At 69.2% G+C, this 23,132-nt stretch carries 15 protein-coding genes; 8 read left to right on the top strand and 7 right to left on the bottom strand.

Annotation, left to right across the window (positions count from 1 at the left end; translation table 11 throughout):
* Nucleotides 1-231: 231 nt before the first annotated feature.
* Nucleotides 232-3,681 carry a DNRLRE domain-containing protein gene (locus tag ACFYMU_RS25835; RefSeq protein ID WP_388377614.1) on the bottom strand — a complete coding sequence of 1,150 codons (3,450 nt, stop codon included), beginning with the start codon at nt 3,679-3,681 and terminating at the stop codon, nt 232-234.
* 484 nt (nt 3,682-4,165) lie between these two features.
* Here ACFYMU_RS25835 and ACFYMU_RS25830 point away from each other — a divergent pair, with 484 nt between their 5' ends.
* Both ACFYMU_RS25830 and ACFYMU_RS25825 read left to right on the top strand, forming a co-directional pair.
* Nucleotides 4,166-11,047 carry a DddA-like double-stranded DNA deaminase toxin gene (locus tag ACFYMU_RS25830; RefSeq protein WP_388377612.1) on the top strand — a complete coding sequence of 2,294 codons (6,882 nt, stop codon included), beginning with the start codon at nt 4,166-4,168 and terminating at the stop codon, nt 11,045-11,047.
* On the top strand, nt 10,990-11,550 hold the full coding sequence (locus ACFYMU_RS25825) for an Imm1 family immunity protein (RefSeq protein ID WP_388377610.1): 561 nt from the start codon (nt 10,990-10,992) through the stop codon (nt 11,548-11,550). The genes ACFYMU_RS25830 and ACFYMU_RS25825 overlap by 58 nt, the downstream gene beginning before the upstream one ends.
* 222 nt (nt 11,551-11,772) lie before the next feature.
* Here the strand turns inward: ACFYMU_RS25825 and ACFYMU_RS25820 are convergent, their stop codons facing one another.
* The 3 genes from ACFYMU_RS25820 to ACFYMU_RS25810 form a co-directional block, all read right to left on the bottom strand.
* Entirely contained in the window at nt 11,773-12,042 is a 270-nt protein-coding gene (locus tag ACFYMU_RS25820; RefSeq protein WP_388377608.1) for a transposase, read from the bottom strand.
* Between the two features lie 582 nt (nt 12,043-12,624).
* A complete protein-coding gene (locus ACFYMU_RS25815) occupies nt 12,625-12,993 on the bottom strand; it encodes a hypothetical protein (RefSeq protein ID WP_388377606.1) in 369 nt (122 codons plus the stop codon).
* 483 nt (nt 12,994-13,476) lie between these two features.
* A complete protein-coding gene (locus ACFYMU_RS25810) occupies nt 13,477-14,673 on the bottom strand; it encodes a helix-turn-helix domain-containing protein (RefSeq protein WP_388377603.1) in 1,197 nt (398 codons plus the stop codon).
* Nucleotides 14,674-15,014: 341 nt separating this feature from the next.
* Between ACFYMU_RS25810 and ACFYMU_RS25805 the strand changes: the two genes are divergently transcribed.
* Entirely contained in the window at nt 15,015-15,641 is a 627-nt protein-coding gene (locus ACFYMU_RS25805) for a nucleotidyltransferase family protein (protein WP_388377600.1), read from the top strand.
* A gap of 586 nt (nt 15,642-16,227) precedes the next feature.
* Here the strand turns inward: ACFYMU_RS25805 and ACFYMU_RS25800 are convergent.
* Nucleotides 16,228-16,401, bottom strand: a complete 174-nt coding sequence (locus tag ACFYMU_RS25800; RefSeq protein WP_388377597.1) for a hypothetical protein — start codon at nt 16,399-16,401, stop codon at nt 16,228-16,230.
* Nucleotides 16,402-16,439: 38 nt separating this feature from the next.
* Here ACFYMU_RS25800 and ACFYMU_RS25795 point away from each other — a divergent pair, with 38 nt between their 5' ends.
* From ACFYMU_RS25795 to ACFYMU_RS25785, 3 genes are read left to right on the top strand one after another with little or no spacing between them, the layout of a single operon-like run.
* Entirely contained in the window at nt 16,440-16,823 is a 384-nt protein-coding gene (locus ACFYMU_RS25795; protein WP_388377594.1) for a type II toxin-antitoxin system RelE/ParE family toxin, read from the top strand.
* Complete coding sequence (locus ACFYMU_RS25790) at nt 16,820-17,158, top strand: helix-turn-helix domain-containing protein (RefSeq protein WP_388377591.1); 339 nt, start codon at nt 16,820-16,822, stop codon at nt 17,156-17,158. Before ACFYMU_RS25795 ends, ACFYMU_RS25790 begins: the two co-directional genes overlap by 4 nt.
* The gene (locus ACFYMU_RS25785; protein ID WP_388377628.1) at nt 17,155-17,409 is read left to right on the top strand and encodes a helix-turn-helix domain-containing protein; all 255 of its coding nucleotides are present in this window, start codon (nt 17,155-17,157) and stop codon (nt 17,407-17,409) included. The genes ACFYMU_RS25790 and ACFYMU_RS25785 overlap by 4 nt, the downstream gene beginning before the upstream one ends.
* Nucleotides 17,410-17,775: 366 nt before the next feature.
* On the opposite strand, the gene ACFYMU_RS25780 is transcribed toward ACFYMU_RS25785, so the two are convergent.
* The gene (locus tag ACFYMU_RS25780) at nt 17,776-18,189 is read right to left on the bottom strand and encodes a hypothetical protein (protein ID WP_388377588.1); all 414 of its coding nucleotides are present in this window, start codon (nt 18,187-18,189) and stop codon (nt 17,776-17,778) included.
* Nucleotides 18,190-18,641: 452 nt separating this feature from the next.
* Complete coding sequence (locus ACFYMU_RS25775) at nt 18,642-20,525, bottom strand: propionyl-CoA synthetase (RefSeq protein WP_388377585.1); 1,884 nt, start codon at nt 20,523-20,525, stop codon at nt 18,642-18,644.
* A gap of 645 nt (nt 20,526-21,170) precedes the next feature.
* Between ACFYMU_RS25775 and ACFYMU_RS25770 the strand changes: the two genes are divergently transcribed.
* Nucleotides 21,171-22,409 carry a GAF domain-containing protein gene (locus ACFYMU_RS25770; RefSeq protein ID WP_388377582.1) on the top strand — a complete coding sequence of 413 codons (1,239 nt, stop codon included), beginning with the start codon at nt 21,171-21,173 and terminating at the stop codon, nt 22,407-22,409.
* Complete coding sequence (locus tag ACFYMU_RS25765; RefSeq protein ID WP_388377579.1) at nt 22,400-23,053, top strand: response regulator; 654 nt, start codon at nt 22,400-22,402, stop codon at nt 23,051-23,053. Before ACFYMU_RS25770 ends, ACFYMU_RS25765 begins: the two co-directional genes overlap by 10 nt.
* The last annotated feature ends 79 nt before the right edge of the window (nt 23,054-23,132 follow it).

Here is a 23,132-nt window from a genome sequence, read left to right as displayed (position 1 = left end):
GGCACCATCAAGGGCCTCAACGCCGAAGTCGGCGCCTCCCTCACCTCCGGCGCCACCATCTGCGACATCAAGGACTGACACCCCCACCCCCACCCCCACCCACCCCACACACCAGGCGCCCGGCAGACCGGATGAACGACCGGTCTCCCGGGCGCCGCTCAATTTTCCCCGCGCTCACGGCGGGTGGCGACGCACGAGGGGCCCTGCCCCCGTTCACCCGCCCCGGCGGCCTCACCCCACGGCGATGCGCGTCTTCCACCAGGTGGTGGGGCCGACGACCTCGGTGCCGGAGCCGGTGTCGGTCCTGCTGGGTGCGTAGAACCGTACGGAGCCGTCGGACCGTACCGCCCAGATGTCGGGAATCCCGTCGTTGTCGGCGTCGGGAGTTCCGAACAGGAACGGCATGCTGCTGCTGTACCAGCCACCGCTGCCGAACACGGTGTCGGCACCGCCGGCGGAATTGGCCGCGATGGCCAGCGAGTTCAGGTCGACTCCGCCGCCGCTCGCGGCGATGCCCTTGCGCAGCTTGAGCTGCCCGGAGGCATCGGTGCGGTAGACGATGTCGGCGACGCCGTCGCCGCTCACGTCCTGGACGGTCACCAGGTCACGGTCGGCCCAAGGAGAAGACGTCAGCCGGACGGCCTGGTCGACGGTGGCGCCGTGGTATCCGGTGAAGGCCCACAACGCGTCGCCGACGGTGGCGAGGAAGTCCGTGCGGCCGTCGCCGGTGATGTCGCCGGCGGCGACGATCTGGGTGAGGTCCGCAGGACCGGGCGCTCCCTCGGGCAGGAGGATCTCCCGGCGTTTGTCGATGTCGACCGCGCCGTAGCCGTCGCCGGGGTAGACCCAGAGCCTGCCCTCGACCCGGACGACGAGGTCCTGAAGGCCGTCGCCGCCGTAGATGTCGCCGTTGTGAGTGATCAGGGCGCCCTTGAAGTGGCCACTCGGCGCGGCCACATACGGTGGCAGATTGTCGCCGTTGGGATCCTTGTCGGGGTTGGCCCGGTAGGCGCCGGGCATCGAGTAGTCCAGGTCGCCGGTGCCCTTGAGGACGTCCTTGTCGGACTGCGAGGGGTAGAGGGCGAGGTTGCCGCCCTCGGTGACCGTCATCAGGTCGGGCAGCTTGTCCCCCGTGAAGTCACCGGGCGCGTCGGCCTGGTCGCGTGGGGTGACGTAGAAGAAGTACCTCGTCGGTTCGGAGACGTTCCCGGCGGCGTCGACCGTGCGGACATAGAGGACGTTGGGCCCGGCGGTCGGGGGCTTGGCGTCGGCGATGGTGTTGAAGACCAGGACGGGAGCTCCACGCAGGCGTGAGATGGTGCCTGTGTAGGACGCCGAGTTGAAGCCGTACTCGTAGCGCACGACGTCGGTGTCCAGGGCGCGCACCGTGAAGGAGCCGGGCGTGCCGAACTTCTTGGTGCTCCAGTTGGCGTCCTCGCCGTCGTTGCCGAAGCCGTTCTGGTTGCGGTCCGCGTCGGGGAAGTCGGTGGAGCTCACAACGGGCGGGCGGGGCGCGGTGGTGTCGAGGACGAACCGGCAGGGCGTCTTCGGGTACCAGGAGGACGTGGTGCCGGCGTCGTCGACCGCCCGCACTCGCCAGGAGTAGGTGACACCGTCCTTGAGGCTGCTCGTGGAGAACCCGGATGTGGTGCCCAGCGCGGTGCCGGTGTCGGCACCCACGGAGACCTTGCCGGTGGACTTCAGCAGGTCTCCGGTGGTGTCCCACTGGCCGGTCGGCCACATGTCGAAGTCGAAGTAATCGAGGTTGCTGTCCTTGTCGGTGGCCTTGGCGATGAAGGTCAGGTCACCGGAGCCCATGCGGACGTACGGCTTGCTGGTGGTGCACTTGCCGTCCGGGCCGAGGTCGAGGGAGTCGGAGACGATGGACGGCTTGCGGTTGTAGACCAGTTCGAGCACGGGTGCGTAGTCGCCGTCGGCCTGGAACTTCTTCCAGGCATACTGCGCGTTCTCGTCGCGGGCGCGCATCCCGAAGGTGATGCCGTCCTTCCCCTGGTCGGCGGCTTTCTGGGCACCGCTCCTCACGTCGAAGGTCTCGAAGGCGTCGCGGCAGCCGGACTTGTAGCCGTGGGCGAAGCTCTTGGTGGCCAGCTTGTTGCCGTCGTTCAGCCTGGGGGCGTTCTTCCAGTTGGTGTGGGGGTCGATCTCTCCCGTGAGATGCACGCTCATCGAGCGGTCGCTGCAGGACCAGGAGTAGGTCTCCAGCACCCGCAGCTTGGCGGTGGTGATCTTCGCACCCTTCAGGCCCTTGTCGAAGGAGACGTTGAAGAACGACCGGGAGGTGCCCCACGTGTCGGACTCGAAGCCGACCCGGGCCTCATGGGTGCCGCCCTTGTTGAAGCCCTTGCCGTTGTAGAAGGTGGCGTTGGGGAAGCGGTCGTAGGCGGTGGTCCAGTTCTGGGTGTGCTTCTTGATCGAGGGATCGATGAACACCGGGTACGTGGTCGACGGGTCGGCCAGGAAGTCCTGGTCGGGGGCGAGCGTCCACCTGCCCGCGGACAGGTCGGCCTCGACGAGGGCGCCGTGCGAGTCGGGTGAGGGCCCGTCGAGTGAGGGCAGACCGAGCGTTGTTGCCGAGCCCGTCTGCGAGGGGACGGGCGTCGGCTCCGGCGGCGCGGACGGCAGTGGGGATTCGGACGGGGCCTGCACCGGGCTGTCACTGGCCGAGGGCAGTTGCTCGACGTCGGTGTCGCCCTGCTCGTCGGAGTCGACGGGATCTTCCGTCGCGGCGGGGCTGTCGCTGGGGGAGGATCCCGCGGAGTCGGACGGGGCGGGGCTCTCGGACGCGGTCGGTTGGGCGGTCGCGCCCACGGTGCTGTCGGTGACGGCCGGCATCCCGCTGCTGTCCCACATCAGCGGGGTGGGCGAGACGGCGACCTCGGCGCCATCGGCGTCCTCGGCGCCGACCACACCCGAGGTCGGATTCAGCCGGAAGGTGAGGTCAGCGGAGTGCAGCCCGTACGCCAGCTGCTGAGCATGCGGGTCGGAAGCCGCCTGACGGGTCTTCAGTACCACAAGCTGCGCGAAGCCGTCGTCGTCGGCGGTGAGCACGAGGTCGCCGCCGGGAAAGATGTCCGGATACAGCGCGCGATTGCCGTCGATGACGGGTGTGGGGACAGGGCCCGGCCAGGTGAGCTGGATGTCGTGGCCACCGCCGACATGCAGGGTGACCAGCGGAGTTCCGGTGTCGTCCGTGGCCGCGCCCTTCACCAGGGAGACGCGGCGCGCGGTCGAGCGGGAAGCACGCTGCTCGTCGTGCCCTTCGGAGCCGGCCGAGAACACCATGCGGGTGTTGGTGGCCTTCGGCTCCCAGCCGTCCTCGGTGCGGCGCAGGCTCGGGTCGATCCTCTTCCACTCGCCGCCCACCTTGGCACGGATGGGCGAGGAGTAGAGCCGCTTCATCATGAGACCGTCGGGGCGGGCCCAGGTCGTGGAGCGCGCGGTACGGGCGGCGGTCACCTCGACGGCCTTGCCGGTCCGGGCCGCCTCGGTGAGGGCGGCAGCCTCGGTGACGGTGCTGGTGTGCCGCTCGTTGCCACCCCCGTGGTGGGCATCGCCGCCCAGACGGAGCCCTGCGTAGACGATGCCGGTCGTGGTGAGCGCCGTGGCCAGCAGCGCCGCGCCGGCCCGACGGCCGGGCGCTCGGCGCCAGTTGCGCGTCATCGGGCGGGTTCCCCTTCCCCCTCGTTCCCCCTCGGAGCCGACGCGCGACGGGTCGCGGCCGGGCGAGCCGATGATGGCCTATGAGGGAACTGTCGTCACTTGACAGGGGAGTTGCGTGCGAGATGTGAAACCGGTCGCGCCGGCCCCTCGATGGCGGCCCGGGTATCCGGGCAGGGCGCGAATCGCCGCATGATCAAAGGGGGGAAACCTCGCCTATCTCACCAAAATCACAGACCGTTTGCCTGACAACGCCTACGCACGCCCCAATCGAGGGTAAAGCGCGAGTCAATCACATCTGAAGTCCTTTCTCGTCTTCAGGTGTATTCGATGCGTAGCGATGCGTTACACGGCGTGATGATGATCACATACCCCTGCCGTCTCTGGCGTTTCCTCACAGGTAGATCACAGAATCCCCACTGTCTGATACATCGTCACGCGTGGTCCTTCACCGGTCCCGCTTCAAGTGGTCCGGGGGGACCTCGTCGTGTTCGGTCGACTCTCGCATGCCCGCAAGCGCCCCCTCACGCGCACCGCCATACCGGTCACGGCGGCCGCGTTGCTGGTCGGTTTGCTGCCCGCGCAGTCCCTGGCGCTGCCGCCGGATCCCTCACAGGCGGAGGTCGGACGCGAGGAAACGCTGGCCTTGGAGGACCTGGAACGTGATGTCCCGGTGCCCGGCCAGGACGCCGGCCCCCGTGTGGACACCCTGAAGGCGGAGGTCCCGCCGAACCTCCTCGCCCCGCCGACCGGAACGACGACCCCGCCCTCGAATCTGACGGACTCGGTCACCTTCGGTTCGACCACGACCACGGCCTCGGTCCGTACCGCCGCCGCCACGGTGGAGCAGGCAGCCCTGACCCCCGTCGGCACCCTGCCCGTGAGTCTCGGCCAGGCCCCCGACCAGCCGACGCCGACGGGCACTTGGCAGGTCACCATCCCGGACCGCGCCTCCGCCGTGAGCCAGGGCGTGGACGGCGCCGTGCTGGTGGTGCAGGCCCCGGACACCGGGTCGGTTCCGGTTTCCGTCCAGCTCGACTACTCCGGGTTCAAGAGCCTCTACGGCGCCGACTGGGCCTCCCGCCTGCGCTTCGTCCAGTTCCCCGACTGCTACCTGACGACGCCGGACGACGAGGCGTGCCAGACGTACGAGGAACTCGAGACGACCAACGACACGGCGTCGCAGTCCCTCACCGCCACCGTCGACCCGGCCGCCGACGGCACGGTGACCCCCGCCTCGACGACCTCGTCGTCCACCGCGCGCTCCGGAGTCGTCCAGGCCGCCTACCGGACCTCCACCTCGGCGACATCCGTGGCAACCGGCAGCAGCACTGCGGTTGTCGGTGCCGTCGACTCCGGTGGCAGCCGCGGCGGCACCTTCAAGGCGACGCCGCTCGCCTCCGACGGCAAGTGGGAGGCCGGCGGATCGTCGGGTGCCTTCACCTGGTCCTACCCGCTGACCGTGCCGAGTCCGCCGGCGGGCCCCGCTCCCCGGATCTCCTTCGACTACAGCTCCCAGACCGTGGACGGCCGTACCGCGGTCTCCTCGCCGCAGGCGTCCTGGATCGGCGAGGGCTGGTCCTACGATCCCGGCTCCATCGAGCGCCGCTACCGCTCCTGCCAGGACGACCGCAAGACGCTCGCGGCGGGCACCCCCAACAACACCGCCAAGAAGGACAAGACGTCCGACCAGTGCTGGGTGTCCTACAACGCCGTGATGTCCCTGGCCGGCAAGACCACCGAACTGGTCCGGGACGCCGCCTCCGGCAGCGACCCCGAGCAGGACACCGAGCTCTACCGCCCCCAGCAGGACGACGGCACCCGGGTCGAGCACCGGGTGGGCGGAACCAACGACGACAACAACGGCGAGTACTGGGTCGTCACGACCACCGACGGCACCCGGTACTACTACGGCCTGAACAGCGTGGGCGGCGGCCACCCCGACACCGAATCGGTCTCCACGGTCCCCGTCTTCGGCAACCACCCCGGCGAGCCCTGCCATGCCGACGCCTTCGCCGACTCGCGCTGCGGCGCGGGGAAGCAGCAGGCCTGGCGCTGGGGCCTGGACAAGATCGTCGACGTCAACGGCAACGCCATGATCGTCAACTGGAACCAGGAGACGAACTACTACGCCGTCCGGAAGAAGTTCAAGTCACCTGAGAAGTACGACCGTTACGCCTACCCGTCCTCGATCGAATACGGCCTGCGCACCAACGCGCTGACCACCCCGTCGGCGACCGTCACCTTCGGTGTCAAGCAGCGCTGCCTGACATCCGAAACGGCCTGCGCCGCGGCCGACTTCGCCAAGACCGACGACCCGGGCGCCTACCGCCCCTGGTGGGACACTCCCGGCAACCTCAACTGCAAGTCCGACTCCAAGCTGTGCCCGCCCTTCCCGTCCTTCTGGACACAGCTGCGCCTGGACACGGTGACGACGAAGGCCGCGCGGGCGGGACAGACCGGCCTGGGCCCCGTCGACACGTACACGCTCCACCAGTCCTTCCCGGAGGACTGGTACGACACCACGCCCGGCCTGTGGCTGAACTCGATCACGCGCACCGGCTACGCGCCCGGCGACACCACCGGCACCCTCCAGTCCGAGGACGGCATCAGCTTCGCGGAGTACACGGTCGGTTCCACCTCGCCGCTGAGGACCTGGCTGAAGGACCGTCAGCTGCCGAACCTGGTGCGCACCGGCGAGAGCGACCAGCGCCCCGGCTTCACCCGCCCCCGCATCGGCACCGTCTCCACCGAGTACGGCGGTGACATCGAAGTCGAGTACACCGGCGGCTGCCCGACCGAGCCGGCGGAGGACAAGGGCAAGGCCAACGAGACCTGCTACCCGGTCCGCTGGTCGCCCGACGGGGACGAGAAGACCCCGGCGAAGGCGTGGTTCAACAAGTACGTCGTCGACTCTGTCACCCAGACCGACAAGGTGACCTCGCACGGCAAGCCGATCGTCTCGAAGTACGAGTACTCGGGCCCGGCCTGGGCGAAGAGCGACGACGAGTTCACCCGTCCCGCGCTGCGCACGTACAGCGACTGGCGCGGATACCGGCGGGTCACGGTCACCAAGGGCAGCGAGTTGATCTCCGAGCAGGGCGACCCGCAGTCCCAGTCGCGGTCCGTGACCCGCTATTTCCGGGGCACCGGTGGCGCGGTCAAGGACTCCACGGGCACCTACACACTGCTGTCGGACGACGCACCGCAGTACGCCGGCATGACCGCGGAGACCATCACGTACCGGGACTCCGACGGCCAGGCCGTCAAGCGCACCCTGAACTACCCGTGGTCCCAGCAGACCGCGTCCCGGTCCCGGGAGAACGAAGACGGCACCGCCGCGGACCCGCTGCTCGCCCACCGTACCGGCGTCAAGCGCACGGACGAGATCCAGACCCTGGACAACGACGGCCACTGGCGGGCCGTCCGCACCCTCACCACGGTCGACGACACCTACGGCCTGCCGACCCAGGTCGAGACAGCCGTCGTCAAGCCCGACGGCACCGGCGAGACGCTGTCCGACCGGACGTGCACGGTGACGACGTACGTGCACAACACGACGGCATGGCTCATCGGCCTGCCCAAGGAGCAGCGCACCACGGCGACGTCGTGCGCGGCACAGGCGACCGCGGACCCGGCAACCCAGCTCAAGGCCCAGGTGCGCAACACCTACGACAACCTCGCCGACGACGCCACACCGACCAAGGGCCTGCTCACCGCGCAGGCATCGAACGACGGCGACGGCAAGCCCGGCATGGTCGTCACCAGGACCAGCTACGACCCACTCGGCCGGGTACGCACCGTCACGACGCCCGGATCCGGCACGAGCAGGACCGAGTACACCCCCGCGGACGAGGGCGGGCCGGTCACCCAGGTCAAGTCGATCGACGCCCAGGAGCGGGCCACCACCACGACCTTCGACCCGGGTCGAGGCCTGGCCCTGACGGTCACCGACCCCAACGGCCGCGTCAGCCGCAACGAGTACGACGCCCTCGGCCGCCTGGTGAAGGGCTGGTCCCCGTCGCGCTCCTCGGGCGGAAAGTCGCCGAACGTCGTGATCGACTACCGGCCGGCGATCGCCACGAAGGACAAGAGCCGGCCCGCCGCCGTGACCGTCGACACCCTCAGGGACGACGGCTCCTACTCCTCCGAGGTCACCCTCTACGACGGCCTGATGCGTGAGGTCCAGACGCAGGCCGAAGCCCATGGCCCCGGTCGGATCATCGTGGACACCACGTACGACGACCACGGACTGGTCGATGAGAAGACCGGTGCGTACCTGGCGAAGGGCGAGCCGGAGACGAATCTCTTCGCTCCCACGTCGAAGACCCTGATCCCCAGCTCGACCAAGCACCGCTACGACGGCCTGGAGCGTGAGGTCCGCGCCTCGGCCTACCACGCAGGCGTCTTCAAGTACGCGAGGAAGACCGAATACGGCTTCACCAGCACCTCCGTGGACCCGGCGGGATCGACGACGCCGAGGACCCGTACGGACTACGACGCACTCGGCCGTGTGGTCTCCCTCAAGCACTTCACCCAGGACGACCCCGCCTCCACGGCCGGCCGCACGACGACGTACGCGTACGACGCCAGGGGCAACCGCAGCACCGTCACCGACCCCGCGGGCAACGTCTGGTCGTACACGTACGACGCCCGCGGCCGGGTCACATCCGCCACCGACCCCGACACCGGCACCACCGACACCTGGTACGACGAGGCCGACCGTCCCTATCGCGTCAGGAACGCGCGCCAGCAGGAAACCTTCACCGAATACGACGCCCTGAGCCGCGTGAAGTACGTCCGGCAGGGCTCCGCGACCGCGACCCCTGTCAAGGAGTACTCCTACGACGACACCCCCGGCGGTATCGGCAGGCTCTCAGCCTCCGTCCGGCACACCGCCGACGGTGACTACATCAACCGCGTCACGGGCTACGACGCCGACTACCACCCCACCGGCAGCGAGACGGTCGTCCCGGCCAACTCGATGACCACCGGCCTGGCCGGCACGTACTCCTACGCCTACACCTACACGCCCACGGGCAAGCCGCAGACGGTCACGATGCCCGCCGCGGGGGGCCTGGCGAAGGAGAAGGTCGTCACCCGCTACTCCGGTGACGGTCTGCCGGAGTCGACCTCCGGCCTGACCTGGTACACGGCCGACGCCACCTACTCCCCCTACGGCGAGGTGCTGCGGACGGTCTCCGGATCCCAGCCCTACCGCGTCTGGACCACGAACTTCGTCGACCCGCACACGGGCAGCCTCCAGCGCACGGTGACGGACCGCGAGTCGGAGTCCCACCGCATCACGGACAGCTACTACTCCTACGACACTTCGGGCACCATCACCTCCAACGCCCGCAAGCTGGGCGGCGCGGCCGGCGACCCCTGGGACACCCAGTGCTTCACGTACGACGTGATGGGCGAGCTGGCGCACGCCTGGACGTCGAGCATCACACCGGACGGCAACGGCACGGGCTGCAAGGCGTCCACGGGCACCACATGGGGCTACCGCACCGACTACGCGGCCTCCACAGGTCCGATTGCCGACGCCCCGGACGAGGTGTCGGACACGTCGACACCGGACAGCGCGCTGACCTCCTCCCTCTCGGCGGCGGCCCCCGACGCGACGACGGTGTCGACCGGCGCGACGGCCTACCGCCAGTCGTTCACCTTCGACTGGCTCGGCAACCGCGCCACGATGACCGAGCACGACACGGCGGACGCGACGAAGAACGTCGCGTACACCTACGGATACGGCAAGACGGTCCCCGCGAACGGCACGACCCCGGGGTACAAGACCCAGCCGCACACCATGACGGGCATCACCTCCGACCCGTCCGGCAAAGACAGCACCTACACGTACGACGCCACCGGCAACACCCTGACCAGGGCCCTGCCCGGCACGACGCAGGATCTGGCCTGGTCGCCGGAGAACAAGCCCGACTCCGTCACCGTCGGCGGCAAGAAGACGACGTACGTCTACGACGCCGACGGCAACCGCCTCCTGGAGAACTCGCCGTCCGGCTCGACCCTGTACCTGGGCGAGACGGAACTGACCACGGACGCCACGGGCAAGATCACCCGCGCTTCCCGCTCCTACGCCCAGGCCGGCGCCCCCACGGTCGTCCGCACCACGAGCAACGGCTCCACGACGGGCCACAAGCTCAACGTCCTCATCGCCGACCACCTCGGCACGGCGAACACGACGGTCGAACTGTCCGGCACCCAGCCGGTCACACGCCGCGCCTTCAAGCCGTACGGCGAACTCCGCGGCACCAAGCCGTCCACCTGGCCCAACAAGCGCAGCTACCTGGGTGTGGGCATCGACGACGCCACCACCGGCCTCACCCACATCGGCGCCCGCGAGTACGACCAGAACTCCGGCCACTTCCTCTCCGCGGACCCGATCATCGACATCGCAGACCCGCTGCAGATGAACGGGTACGCCTACGCCAACAACAACCCCGTCACCAAGAGCGACCCCTCCGGCCTGTGCCCGGACATCGACTGTCCCACCCGCCCCGGCCCCGACTATGAGAACACGACTCCCGGACAAGTCCCCGGAAAGCCGAAGAAATCCTCCAGCGCAACGTATGCAGAACAGGGTCAGTCCTACAACAGTGGCGGCGGCAAGACAGCCAAACAGAGTTCGGGGAAATCGGAAGGGTGTGCATCCTGGGGATTCCTAGCCAGCGTCTGCTCTGGCGTCGGCGAGACCTTCTACGGGGCGATCAGCAACTTCCCGCACATGGCCGAGTACGGCGGCTGGATCTTCGACAGCGACTGCCGTGGAGATGGTGACCCAGGAGCGCCCGGCTGCGACTATGGAGCACAGTTCGACAACTGGATCGCAAGCCACGGCTATGACATCAACAGCGACGCCTACCAAGCCCCTAGTGCTCTCGCTGCAATCTTCGGAATGCGCGAAGGAGGGTTGCCGAGGACCGGGCTGATGCGCTCCGTTGATGTTGAGGGCGTACTGGGTGAACTTTCCTCTAAGCGCGTGACGACCGGTCGAATCTTCGATTCATCTGGAAATTCCATCCATCGCGAGATAGAAGCTGGCGGCAGCAGTCACCTCGTTGAAGCTACCGATATATACCTGAGGCAACATGGCGCCCCTATTCATCCGAAGGCTGCGCGCTACCCGGCGTCACAGCACGTTGAAGCGCAATACGCAATGTGGATGCGACAAAACAAGGTAACCAACGCAACGGTTGTTATGAATAATGCCGAGGGCGTATGTGGCGGCATGTATGGGTGCCAAAGCGCAGTGAGATCAATTTTGCCCGAAGGCTCAACGATGACCGTATGGTACCCTGGCGCAACAAAGCCAGTAGTCATTCCAGGAAGGGCCGCCACACCGTGATTTTGAATGCAGTGATCCATGGTCGATATTTCTATGCAGAAAGCCGGCCAGAAAAGGCTGAGGTAATTACCGAGGTCATGGAGAATCTGCGATCAGAGCGTCGTGACGAGCCCTGGATCAGCCCGGGAGAGGTAGCATCGTTGATGTTCGCGGACGGGCGCCATTCCGAGTCCGTGCGCGACTGGTGGCCCGACAACACGCTTCAGGTCGCAGTCAACTCGAGTACTGGTTACGGCGGGCTCGTTTGGTTCGCAACTCAAGAACGTGTGGCAAAAGGCGATATTTCGGAGCATATTTGGGTTTCCAATAACCCAAGTCCTCCGGTTTTCGATCCACGTGTCGTGTCCGACCCTGGGATCCCGTATTTCTTTGACCCCAGAAGCACTCTGCCACTCGATCAGATTCGGGCCGCACTTGAGGAGTTCTGTCGACTTGGAACTGGTGATCGACCCGAGTGTGTCGAGTGGGTTCATGGAGAGATGAACGGACAGCGGCACGACTGATTGATTCTATTGAGGAGTGGCGGGCGAGCTGAATTCTTGATCTTTAACCTCGATTCATCAGCGGTCGCGATTGCCTGATGAGGTTGATGGTTCGCCCTGTTTGTCCCGCGTGATCACGGGCGGGGCCTTCGCGTGTCGCTGCGGCTGCGCCGGGGTTCCACGGCACCCGGACGTCGTTCGGGACTGCTCCTTCCTGTCTTGTTGGGGCTGTCGGGGTGGTCGTCAGGTGACGGCGGGCAGGGCGGTCAGCCGTTGCCAGCAGGTGGTGAACGCCGCGATCCGGGCGGCCTCGGCGCTGGTGGTCCCGGGCACGATGCCCTCGTCGGTCTCTGCCCGCTTCACCCACCCCCGCAGGGCCTCGGGGTGCACGTCCAACTGGTCGGCAATGCGCTTGATCGCCCCGGCTCGGCCGACCGGGTCCTTGCAGGCTTCGACCGCCAGACGCGTCGCGCGCTCACGCAGTTCGTCGGGGTACTTACGGGGAGCAGCCATGACCGGCATCCTTCCGGGTCTTCGATGTCTCCATCAAACCCGGGGCGATTCACCTGGCGCCTGCCGCTTCGCAGCGGCTCGCCCTGCACCCCGCGGCCGCATCCCATCGGCGGGGCTCTCTTCTCACGGGACGTCATCGAGGGTTCACTTGCGTTCGCCCGTCCGGCCTTCCCCTTGCCTGTCGTCCTCGGATGGAACGAAGGCTCTTGGGCTTCTCCCCGGAGCTCCGCACCCCGCCGTTACCAGCGACGCACGTCCAGGTGGGGACGGGTCATCGGACACGGACCCGGGACTACCCTGTCGTCGGCACCATCGCCGACCCCCTCTCCAAGAGCACCCACTCGCCACACGCGACCTCATGTCGCACGCTCACCAGAAAGGTGTCCTGACTCCTGCACCGGATACGAACTCGACACTCGCATCCTCGCAGGTCAGCGCAGGTCAGCGCAGGTCAGCGCAGGTCAGCGGCGCCTATCTGCTAGCGGGGCGTCAGATCACCTATTCTGCTGAATACCCGGGGATAACCATGGCTCTCCGGGGATCTCTACCGGCCCGGCCAGGACCAGGAAGCGCAAGGCGCGGTCAACGGCAGGCGGCCGGAGACGAACCGTCCTGCCCGTCTTCCTCGTGCTCCAGGTCGTCCCCGGTGTCGAGATCGTCGTCGGTGGGTGTGGGCAGGCGTGCGCCACGACTCACCGCGATGCGGTGCACGTTGCCGAGTGCCTCAGTCAACTGGACTGCAAGCAGGTGAAGTTCGCCCGGCGTCCACTGCCGCTCGTCCAGCACCTGCTTGGCCTCATGGAAGAGTTCCCCGGCCAGGCCCAACTGGGTCGACTCCATGTTGTCGGCGAGCCGGGACAGGTATCCGGCCCCGTCGCCTGCGAGGTAACACGGCTTGCCCTCGGGCCCGGCCCACGGCAGCAGTCGCAGCTGTCCGGTCCCGCTCGTCATGCTGTGAACTCCCTTGCGCGGATCGGGCCGGAACCGAGGTCGATACCACGCGCTGTCAGCCGGAGCGTGCGGCGCCGAGCGTGCCTCTTCTGCGCCTCTCGCCGCTCGTGCGCGACCATGTAGGCGCGCACCAGCCCGATCTCCTTACCGCAGGGTGCCCGGATGGCCGGTACACGAAGCGGGCATGCGGTCGACGCCACGACAGCAAGGCCGGCGGACGAGCGATCAGATCTGCGACGGCGGGCCGGCGCGGGCAACAGCAGCCGTAGCGGCGGTTCGAAGATGCGGGCGATGCAGTGCGGCACGTCGACGCTCCTTGTCAGCGTTGGCCATGCCCCCGGACCGTTCTTCCCCAAGCTCTCAACTTCGTTCGAGCAGGGGAGACCCCAATGGTCGCGGGGGGTCCTGACGAGACGTCAGCCTGCCGACCGGTGAGGCATCGCAGTTGCACCGAAGGGTGCAACTTCTCCCGCCGGAACTCCGCTATATCCCGACCCACTCCGCGTACTGTGCCAGCGAGCCGTTACGTGCTCGCTCGTGCCGCTTGAGGGCCAGCACGGTCTCCCGCACAGTCGGGTGGTAGCGGGTCTGCTGCGGGGCGATACGGCGGGCATGGTGCAGGCAGTCCAGTGCCTGTTCCGGGTGACCCGCCCAGGCGTGGGCCCGGCCGAGGTCCATCCAGTGGTGCCCGGCCCGGGAGCGGGTCCAGCCACGTGGGATGCGTACCTCCTCGGCGAGTTCGATCGCCCGCCCGAAGTCGTCGGCTTCCGAGGCGATGGCCACAGCGTGCACACCGACGTTCACCGGCCCCCAGGTGACGCCGAAGTCGGGCAACTCGCCTGTGACCTGGGCAAGGGCCCGGGCCTCGGCCAGGCGGGCGTCGGCATGGTCCCGGTCCTTCATCCGGCCCGCGATGGTCGCGGCGCGCAGGTGCAGCATGCCACGCATCGCCTCAATGCCCGCAGGGCGGCGCGACTCCTGCCCGTCGAGGTCCCGCAGAGCCCGGTCGACCACCCGCAGACCCACGTCGTACCGACCCGACGCCATCGTGGTCTGCGCACGCAGGACGGCATGCATGGCAGCCAGCCCCGGCTCGTCGGCGCGCGGCGCGGTCCACGCCAGCCGGTCCAGCGCAACGGTCGCCAGATCGAGGAAACCGAGCTTCCACGCCACGGTGAACACGCAGCGGAACGTCTCCGCCAGACACTCGTAGGCCAGCCGCTGGTCTTCCCCGGTACTTGTGTGCGCCGCCTGCACCGACTCGTCGATCAGCGCCGGCAAGTCACGCACCATGTCCGTGTACCGCGCCTGACGGCGCTGCTCCAGAGCCCGCTCGACATCCGGCCAGATCAAGGCGGCGGGGCGCGGAGCCGTCTCCCAGTCCAGAGCGATGTCCCAGTTCTCCAGCCCCTCACGGATCGGCTGGATCAACGCGTCCATTCGGTCCCGACGCAGTTCCTCGGTGTACGGCTGCCCCAGCAGATCGGAGGTGGAGACCCCCAGGGCGCGGGCACAGGCGGCGACGAGAGCCGGAGAGGCGGGTTTCTGCCCGCACTCGACCTTCGACAACAGCGACTTCGACAGGTGCGCCCGCATCGCCAGTCCCTGCTGCGTCAGACCGCGCTGCTTCCGGATACGGGCGACCCGAGCGCCGACGTGCTCCTCGATGCTCTGCGACACGGCGAACTCCGTTCTGCGGCAACACTCAGACGGTACTCCCAGCGCACGGTCCCGACCGGCCGACAGTGATCGTCCCGGCTGCCCGCAGGACCACACTCCCCCGAACGACCAGCCGACGCCCACGGCGGTACTGGGGGACGGCAGTGGTTGACGGCAAGGTCAGTGGACGGTGGCTCCGCACAGTGACGGGTCGTCGCCGTCGTCGCGCTTGAGGCGGACTCGGACGTGCAATGACGACGTCGGGTATGGGAACTGTCGGAATGCCTCTGGGGGTGAGGGTCCTCTGCGGCTGATCACGTCGAGCACGCCCGCCGGCGGGCGAGCCGTGGTAGGCAGGGTTGGTGATCGGCCGCCTTCCTCTCGACGAGCAGCTTGAGTCCCTGCGTGCGGTGCTGTCGCGTAACGATGTGCTGACGGAGGTGTTGGCCCGGACTGCGACGTTGGATCTGCCTGAGTGGTATGTGACGGCGGGGTGTCTGTTCCAGACCGTGTGGAACGTGGTCACGGGCAGGCCGCCGACCAGCGGCATCAAGGACTACGACGTCTTCTACTTCGATGAGGGCGATCTGTCCTGGGAGGCGGAGGATGCCGTGATCAAGACGGGGCGGGAGGTCTTCGCCGGCCTGCCTGCAGAGGTGGAGATCCGGAACGAGGCACGGGTTCACCTCTGGTACGAGGAGAAGTTCGGGGTGGCGTGTGCGCCGTACGACTCCACCGAGGCGGCGATCGACAGCTTCGCTGCGACGACGTGCTGTCTGGGAGTTCGTGCGGAGGCCGACGGCCGGTGGCGTGTGTATGCGCCGCACGGGCTTTCGGACGTGTTCAACCTCGTCGTTCGTCCGAACCCGGTGCTCGCGCTGCGGTCGGTCTACGAGAACAAGGCGGCGCGGTGGTGTGAGCTGTGGCCCGAGCTGACGGTCCTGGAGTGGCCGTCCGGGAGCGTCACGTCGGCCCCGCCCGCCGGCTGATCTCGGCGGCGTAGGTGGCCCGGTCGCCCGCGGAGAGCCGTAGCCGGGCCACGGCGACGTCGGTGTGGACGCCCAGGGTGCGGGCGAGGACCGCGGCGGGGATCTCGGCGGCGAGCTGGAAGAGCGCGGTGCTGCGGGCCTGGTTGGGGCGGATGCCGAGGTTGTTGAGGCGCTGGGTCAGCCGTGTGGTGCTGATCGGGTATCCGGGCCGGTCGCCGGGGAAGAGCCAGGGGGATGGTGCCAGGGCGCCGATGGCCGCGTGGCCTTTGCGGTTCGCGGAGACAGTGCAGGTCAGCTGGGTGACGGGCTCGAACAGTTGGACGGGTCGTCGCCGAGGTGGAGACGTACCTCCTTGTCGCCGCTTTCGATGTCCTCAATGGTCAACCGACTGATCGCCGGCGCCCCTTGCGCATCACCACCGGGGACCCCGACCGCGACAACGTCCAAGCCCGCCAGGAGCGGAGAGACTGGTCGACCTGCGGGAAGCAGTCGAACTGTACTTCGAGGATGCCCCGACGCCCGATGCCACCGACGTCCTGGTGACGACACCCCTCACGGTATGTGTGCCGAACATTCCGGCCGGGTTTCACCCGCGCTCGTTCATGGAGGAGCTGCGGCCGTAAAGGGAACCCAGCCGATCCGCTCCATGGATGATCTCGCCGCCGACATGTTCGAGTCGGATGAGGAACTGGAGGACTTCCTGGCCTTCACCTGTGCCGAGCGGCGGCGCCATACGACCGGAGACCGAAACCGTGCTCACGCGCCCGTATCTCACGGGCTCCATATAACATGGATGCTATGCAAGGTGAACGGTACTCGATCGAGATCGAGCCGGAGGTACGACTGTGGCTGGAGAACCTACCTGCCCAGCACTACACGCAGGCCGAACGTGTCGCCGACCTGCTGGCCGAGCAGCCCACCACACTCGACGAACCGCACTCCCGCCACCTGGGCGGCAAGCTTCGCGAGCTGCGCTTCCGCCTGGGTGATGCCCATCAGCGGATCGCCTACTGGCTGGCGCCCGGCCGACGTGTCGTGCTGCTCACCGTGTTCCGCAAGACCAAGATGCGTGAGCAGCTCGAAGTGGACCGAGCTCACGACGCACAGCGATTGTGCGAGGCAGAGCATGAAGCCGCCGCCGAACACGACCTCTACAGCCGCAACCTCAAGGAGAACCGATGAACCACAGCGAATGGAGGACCCGTCGCCACCGCCAGCTGCTGGGCGAACACCTGGACGCTGACCCCGAGTACGACCGGGTCTACGAAGAGGCAGGCCTTGCCATGACACTGGGCAAGGCCGTCTACGACCGGCGCAAGCAGCTGGGCCTGAGCGAGGCCGACCTCGCCGAGCGCATGCACGTCGGCGTCGATGACATCGAAAGCATCGAGACGGCCACCGAGCTGCCGCCCATCGCGGTCATCATGCGTCTGGCCCGCGCCTTGGGCCTCACCGTGGACATGCACCTCGCCGACGGAGACGAGCCTACCGTCACCATCGTCGCCTCAGCAGCCTGAGTCGGGGAGGAGCCATGCAGGAGCCACCTTCCGCACTCGCCCGCGAGCTCGGGCAACTCGTCCACGACCGTCGCATCCAACTCGGGCTGTCCCAGGCCGAGCTGGCCGAGCGGTGCGGAATGAAGCAGCCGCAGATCTCCCGCTTCGAGGCTGGCGGGACCGTGCCCACCCTTCCCCTCCTGCGGCGCCTGGCTCATGCACTGGGCGCCGACTTGACCATCAGCCTCACGCCACACGACGAAGCCGCTTGACGGGATTTCGGAATTCCTGGAAATCCCCAGGCGGTGTAGAACGCTGACGGCAGTAGTGACGGCCCGGTGGCCGGCAGACATGTCGATCGCGACGTAGCGGATCTGCCGGCGTCATTCGAGCGGTGTCGTGGCGAGGCAGGCCGGCACGTCCAAGGAAGTTCGGCCCTCGACCTGCCCGTGCAGGTCCTGGACACCGAAAGCGTCCACGAAGCCGTGTGCCAGCGGTCTGCCACGGCTGCCACCGTCCGGTTTCCGGGCTCTGGTGCCACGGCATGCGGCCCCGGCGGGTCTCGTCGATCCCGAGCACGGTGACCGGTCCGAGGACCGCAGCCGTCACCGCCTGCCCGGCCGCGCGGAAGGCACCCATCACCGTGGGCCAGGACAGGACCGGGTCGCGGGCTGCTCGGACGACCGTGGAACCGGGGTCACGCACTCGCCGCCCGGCCGTGATCCGCAGCCGCTCGGTGATCCGGGCCCGGCCGGGACCTGGCTCACCTGCTCGGTGAAGCTCCGGTGCGGACAAGTCGGCTCGGTGCGGTGCCGGCGGCGCTTGCGCCACGCCAGCTCCAGCTTCCGCTCGCCGTAGAGCAGATCCCATGGGCGAGCCTGCACGAAGCCCTTGACGCGCACGGCGAACACCCCGCAGGAGCGGCAGGCCCGTCCGGCATCGTCCGCGGTGGTCAGATGCACCCGCCGGGTGCCGGCCGCCAGCCGCTCGGCCTTCTCAACTGCCAGGCCGTCCAGGTCGGGCAGCAACGTCGTATTCGAGTTCCCCCGCATCCGGCAACACCACGAGGGGCCGGCCGGAAGAACCTCGGACGGGTTCTTTCGACCGGCCCCTCTTGGTGTGTGGCGCTCAGCCGCCCCGCGTGGAGCGGCTCGTGGGGTAGCGCCGACCCGGTCGCCCGGGTGGGTGAGGGGTCCGGCTGGTGGGGCAGCCGCGGATCGACCCCTCGGCTTCGGTGGGCACGCCGTCCGGCTCAGCAGCGGTGGACGCGCCCGTCCGGACGCCGACGCGCATCGGTGTCCCCGGCGGCGTCGGCCGCGGCGTCGGGGACGGGGCCGCGCCGGGCGGAAGTGCCCGGCGCGGCCTTCGGACGATCGGACAACCGGCGCCGGTGATCCCCGCTGATGCCGGTGTCGGCATCAGCGCCGGATCGTCCGGGCCGCCTCTTCCGGGGAGACGACTCCGCGCGCCGGCCCACCGTTCCCGATGCCGGAATGGAGGGACTCTAGTGGTTGTCCCGGTCGAGCACCGGGCGCAGTGCCTCGAGGACCGCGGGGTCCTCGATGGTGGCGGGCACCGGCTCCTGCACCCCGTCGGCGATCGCCCGCATGGAACGGCGGAGGATCTTGCCGGAGCGCGTCTTCGGCAGCGCCGGCACGACGTCGACATCCTTCAGCGCGGCGATCGCGCCGATCTGCGAGCGCACGGCCTGCACCAGTTCGCTCGCCAGCACGTCCTGCTCGATGTCCGCCCCGGCCTTGAGGACCGCGAGCGCCCGCGGCACCTGGCCCTTGAGGGAGTCGCGCACCCCGATGACGGCGCACTCGGCGACCGAGGGGTGGGTCGCGATGACGGCCTCCATCGCGCCGGTGGACAGCCGGTGGCCGGCGACGTTGATCACGTCGTCGGTGCGGCCCATGATGAAGACGTAGCCGTCCTCGTCGATGTATCCGCCGTCACCGGTGACGTAGTAGCCGGGGTACTGCGACATGTAGGAGGACACGAACCGCTCGTCGTCGTTCCACAGCGTCGGCAGGGACCCGGGCGGCAGCGGCAGCCGGATCGCGACCGCGCCGTCCTGTCCCGGAGCGACCTGGTTGCCCTCCTCGTCGAGGACCTGCAGGTCGTAGCCGGGGACCGGCACGGTCGGCGAACCGGGCTTGACCGGCATGGGGTCCAGACCGCGCAGGTTGGAGGCGATCGGCCAGCCCGTCTCGGTCTGCCACCAGTTGTCGATCACCGGGACGCCCAGCTTCTCGCTCGCCCAGGCGTAGGTGTCGGGGTCGAGGCGCTCTCCGGCCTGGAACAGGGTGCGGAACGCGCTCATGTCGTAGTCGGCGAGCAGGGTGGCCTCGGGGTCGACCTTGCGGATCGCCCGGATCGCCGTCGGCGCCGTGAAGAGGGCCTTGACGCCGTACTCGCTGATCACGCGCCAGAACGCGCCGGCGTCCGGGGTGCCGATCGGCTTGCCCTCGTAGAACACCGTGGTGGCTCCGACGAGCAGCGGCGCGTACACGATGTAGGAGTGGCCGACGACCCAGCCGACGTCGGAGGCGGCCCACCAGACGTCACCGGGGCCGATGTCGTAGACGTTCTTCATGCTCCAGGTCATCGCGACGGCGTGACCGCCGTTGTCCCGGACGACGCCCTTCGGCCGGCCCGTGGTGCCGGAGGTGTAGAGGATGTACAGCGGGTCGGTCGCGGCGACCGGCACGCACTCGGCGGGCTCGGCGACCGCCATCGCCTCGTCCCAGTCGACGTCCCGGTCGGTCATCTCCGCGGCCGCCTCGGGGCGCTGCAGGATCACACACTTGTCCGGGGTGTGGCTCGACAGCTTCAGCGCCTCGTCGAGCATCGGCTTGTACGCGATGACGCGGCTCACCTCGATGCCGCACGACGCGGACACGACGACCTTGGGCTGCGCGTCCTCGATGCGGACGGCGAGCTCCTGCGGCGCGAAGCCGCCGAAGACCACGGAGTGGACGGCGCCGAGACGGGCGCAGGCCAGCATCGCGATCGTGGCCTGGGGCACCATCGGCATGTAGATCACCACGCGGTCGCCCTTGCCGACGCCCAGGGAGCGCAGCATCCCGGCGCAGCGGGCGGTCTGCTCCAGCAGCTCCGCGTAGGTGTAGCGGGTCTTCGCGCCGGTGACCGGGCTGTCGTAGATCAGCGCGACGCGCTCACCGTGACCTTCCTCGACGTGCCGGTCGAGCGCGTTGTAACAGGTATTGAGTTCTCCGTCGGGGAACCAGCGGTAGAACGGCGGGCGGTCCGCATCCAGGACCTGCTTCGGTTCCCGGGTCCAGGTGACCGCCGTGGCCGCCTCCGCCCAGAACTCCTCCGGGGCGGTGATGCTCCGCTCGTGCTCGTCACGGTAGGCACGCATCCTCGCGCACACCTCTCATCTCGTTCGACCGGTCACCGGGGCGCCTCACTGCCCGCCCGGGGAGCGGGCGAGGTCGTTCGGCGACATCCAGCGTGCCGGTCGGCGTCGGCTCGTGGGAACCACCGCGGCGGGGGGACCGGCGGGCATGTCCCGTCGGCGGTTGCCCCGCGCACCCCGACCGACCGCACCGCGGTCGGCCTCGCCTGTCCCGAGCGTCCGTCGCCGGCCCGCGGCTCGTCGAACGGACGAGCACACACGCCAGTAGCGGACCGCCGCTCTGCGGCCTCCATGCGGATGGTGGAGACCGCGCCGGGCCGGCTGTCGCCGGACCCGAAGCGGCACTGCCGCTCGCGGCGGTGCCCTTACTGCAGGTCATGATGGGGCGGCCGGCCGCCGTGCGGCACCTCCAAATGGAGACCCCCCTGCCCGAGAGGCCAGGGCCCGCCCTGTCACGCCGTGTCGCGCCGTGTCGCGCCGTGTCGCGCCGTGTCGCGCCGTGTCGCGCCGTGTCGCGCCGTGTCGCGCCGTGTCGCCGTCGCGGCCGCGCGCCGCCGGCCCCGGCGCGGCGGCCGACGGCTCCCTGGCCTGCGCGGCTACCCCGGGCGGCACTGGCACACGGCTCGCGACCGGTGCGACACTTCGACCATGAGCGCGGCCATTCCAGCATCGAACCGACTCCCCCGCCCCCGGCGCCCCCGGCATCCGGACGGCACGGAGCGGACCGGCCGGACCGTCGGCCCCGGCGACCGTCCGGGCCGCGAGCACGCCGACCTGGTGGGGCTGCTGGACCGTAAGGCGGCCCTGCGCGAGGCCGCACGGCGGGCGCGGGTCGTGACCGGCGCCGACATCAGCCTCGTCGGCCAGGTCGAGGACGAGGGGGTCGCGGTGCTGCGGTCCTGGGCGGGCACGCAGCACAGCGGTCTGCACGGTCTGGTGGTCCCGTGCGGGCTGGGCCTGGGCGGCAAGGTGCTGGCGACGGGCCGGCCCTGTGTGGTGCGCGACTACACGCGCTCCCGGAGCATCACCCACCACTTCGACGAGCCGATCACGGCCGAGGGCATCCAGTCCATGCTCGGGGTGCCGGTCCAGCACGACGGCCAGGTGATCGGTGTGATCTATGTCGCGCACCGTGACGGTGCCGCCTTCGGCACCGGGGCCGTCACGGCCCTGTCCGAGATCGCCGACGCCACCGGGGTCGCCCTGACCGTGGCGGACCGCGCGGACGCGCAGTGTGAGGCGGAGGCGGCGGCGGAGCGGCGGCGTATCGCGGTGGCGCTGCACGACTCGGTCGGCGCGATGCTGTTCACGATCGGTGCCCAGGTACGGGACCTGCGGACGGGGTACACGGCCGAGCCGGGCCTCACCGACCGCCTCGGCGCCGTGGAGCAGCAGCTGGCGGAGGCGGCGGCGGCCCTGCGGGAGTCCCTCGCCGCGTTGAGCACGGTCCCGCCGGACCGCTCGCTGTCCACCGCGGTCGCCAGCGACTGCCGGGCCTTCCAGGAACGCACCGGCGTGGCGAGCCGGGCGCTGACGCTCACGGAGCTTCCGGAACTGGATCCGCCCAGGCGCCGCATGCTGCTGGCCACGGTGCGGGAGGCCCTCCTGAACGTCGAGAAGCATGCCCGCGCCTCGTCCGTGGTGGTCAGCCTGACCGCCCTGGACGGCGGCGTGATGGCGGCGATCACGGACGACGGGGTGGGCTGGCCGGGCCATGCGGAGCACACGGGGACGAGCGGGGCGTTCGCGCCCGAGTCCGCGCTGCCCGTCGGCGGGATCGGGCTGGCCGCGCTGAACGACGGGGTGCAGCGCCTCGGCGGAACCCTGCAGGTGATCGGCAACGAGGACGCGGGGTTGACGGTCCGGGCCTGGGTCCCATGTCTGTGACGCCGCCGCGGACAGCGGCCCGGCCGCTGCGGGTCCTGGTGGTGGACGACCACCCCGTCGTACGCGAAGGGGTCGGCCTGCTGGTGCGCCACGACCCGGCGATCGAGGTCACCGGCAGCGCGCGGAGCGGCGCGGAGGCCGTCCGGCTCGCGGCGGAGCTGCGGCCGGACGTCGTCCTGCTCGACCTGCGGCTTCCCGACATGCTCGCGCCCGAGGTGATCGAGCGGCTGCGCCGCGAGGTGCCCGCCGTCCATGTGCTGATCTTCACCGCCTACGGGGACCATGCCGCCGTGCGCACGGCCCTGGCCCGTGGCGCGGGCGGCTGTCTGCTCAAGGACGCGGCGACGCCCGACCTGGCCACGGCCATCCACCGGGTCGCCGCCGGCGACCGCGTCATCGACCCGCGCCTGTGCACGCCCGACAGTGCGGAACTGCGCCGGCGTCTGGAGGACGTGGGGCTCACCCGCCGCGAGTACGACGTGTTGCGGCAGGTCGCGATGGGCCGCACCAATCCGGAGATCGCCGAGGAGCTGAGTCTCACGCGCAACACGGTGAAGACGTACCTCCAGGTCGCGATGCAGAAGCTCGGCGCCCGCAACCGGGTGGAGGCCATCGCGAAGGCCAGTGAGGCCGGGCTGCTCTGACGGGGCCCGGGGGCGCGCCCGCCGATGCGGAGGGGCCGATGCGGAGGGGTGTCCGGGTGTGCCGGGCAGGCCGACTGCC

Origin of the sequence: Streptomyces sp. NPDC007264, assembly GCF_042869095.1 — a bacterium.
Classification (GTDB): Bacteria; Actinomycetota; Actinomycetes; order Streptomycetales; family Streptomycetaceae; genus Streptomyces.
The sequence above is the reverse complement of the archived record's forward strand: the minus strand, read 5'-3'. Positions and strand labels throughout refer to the sequence as shown.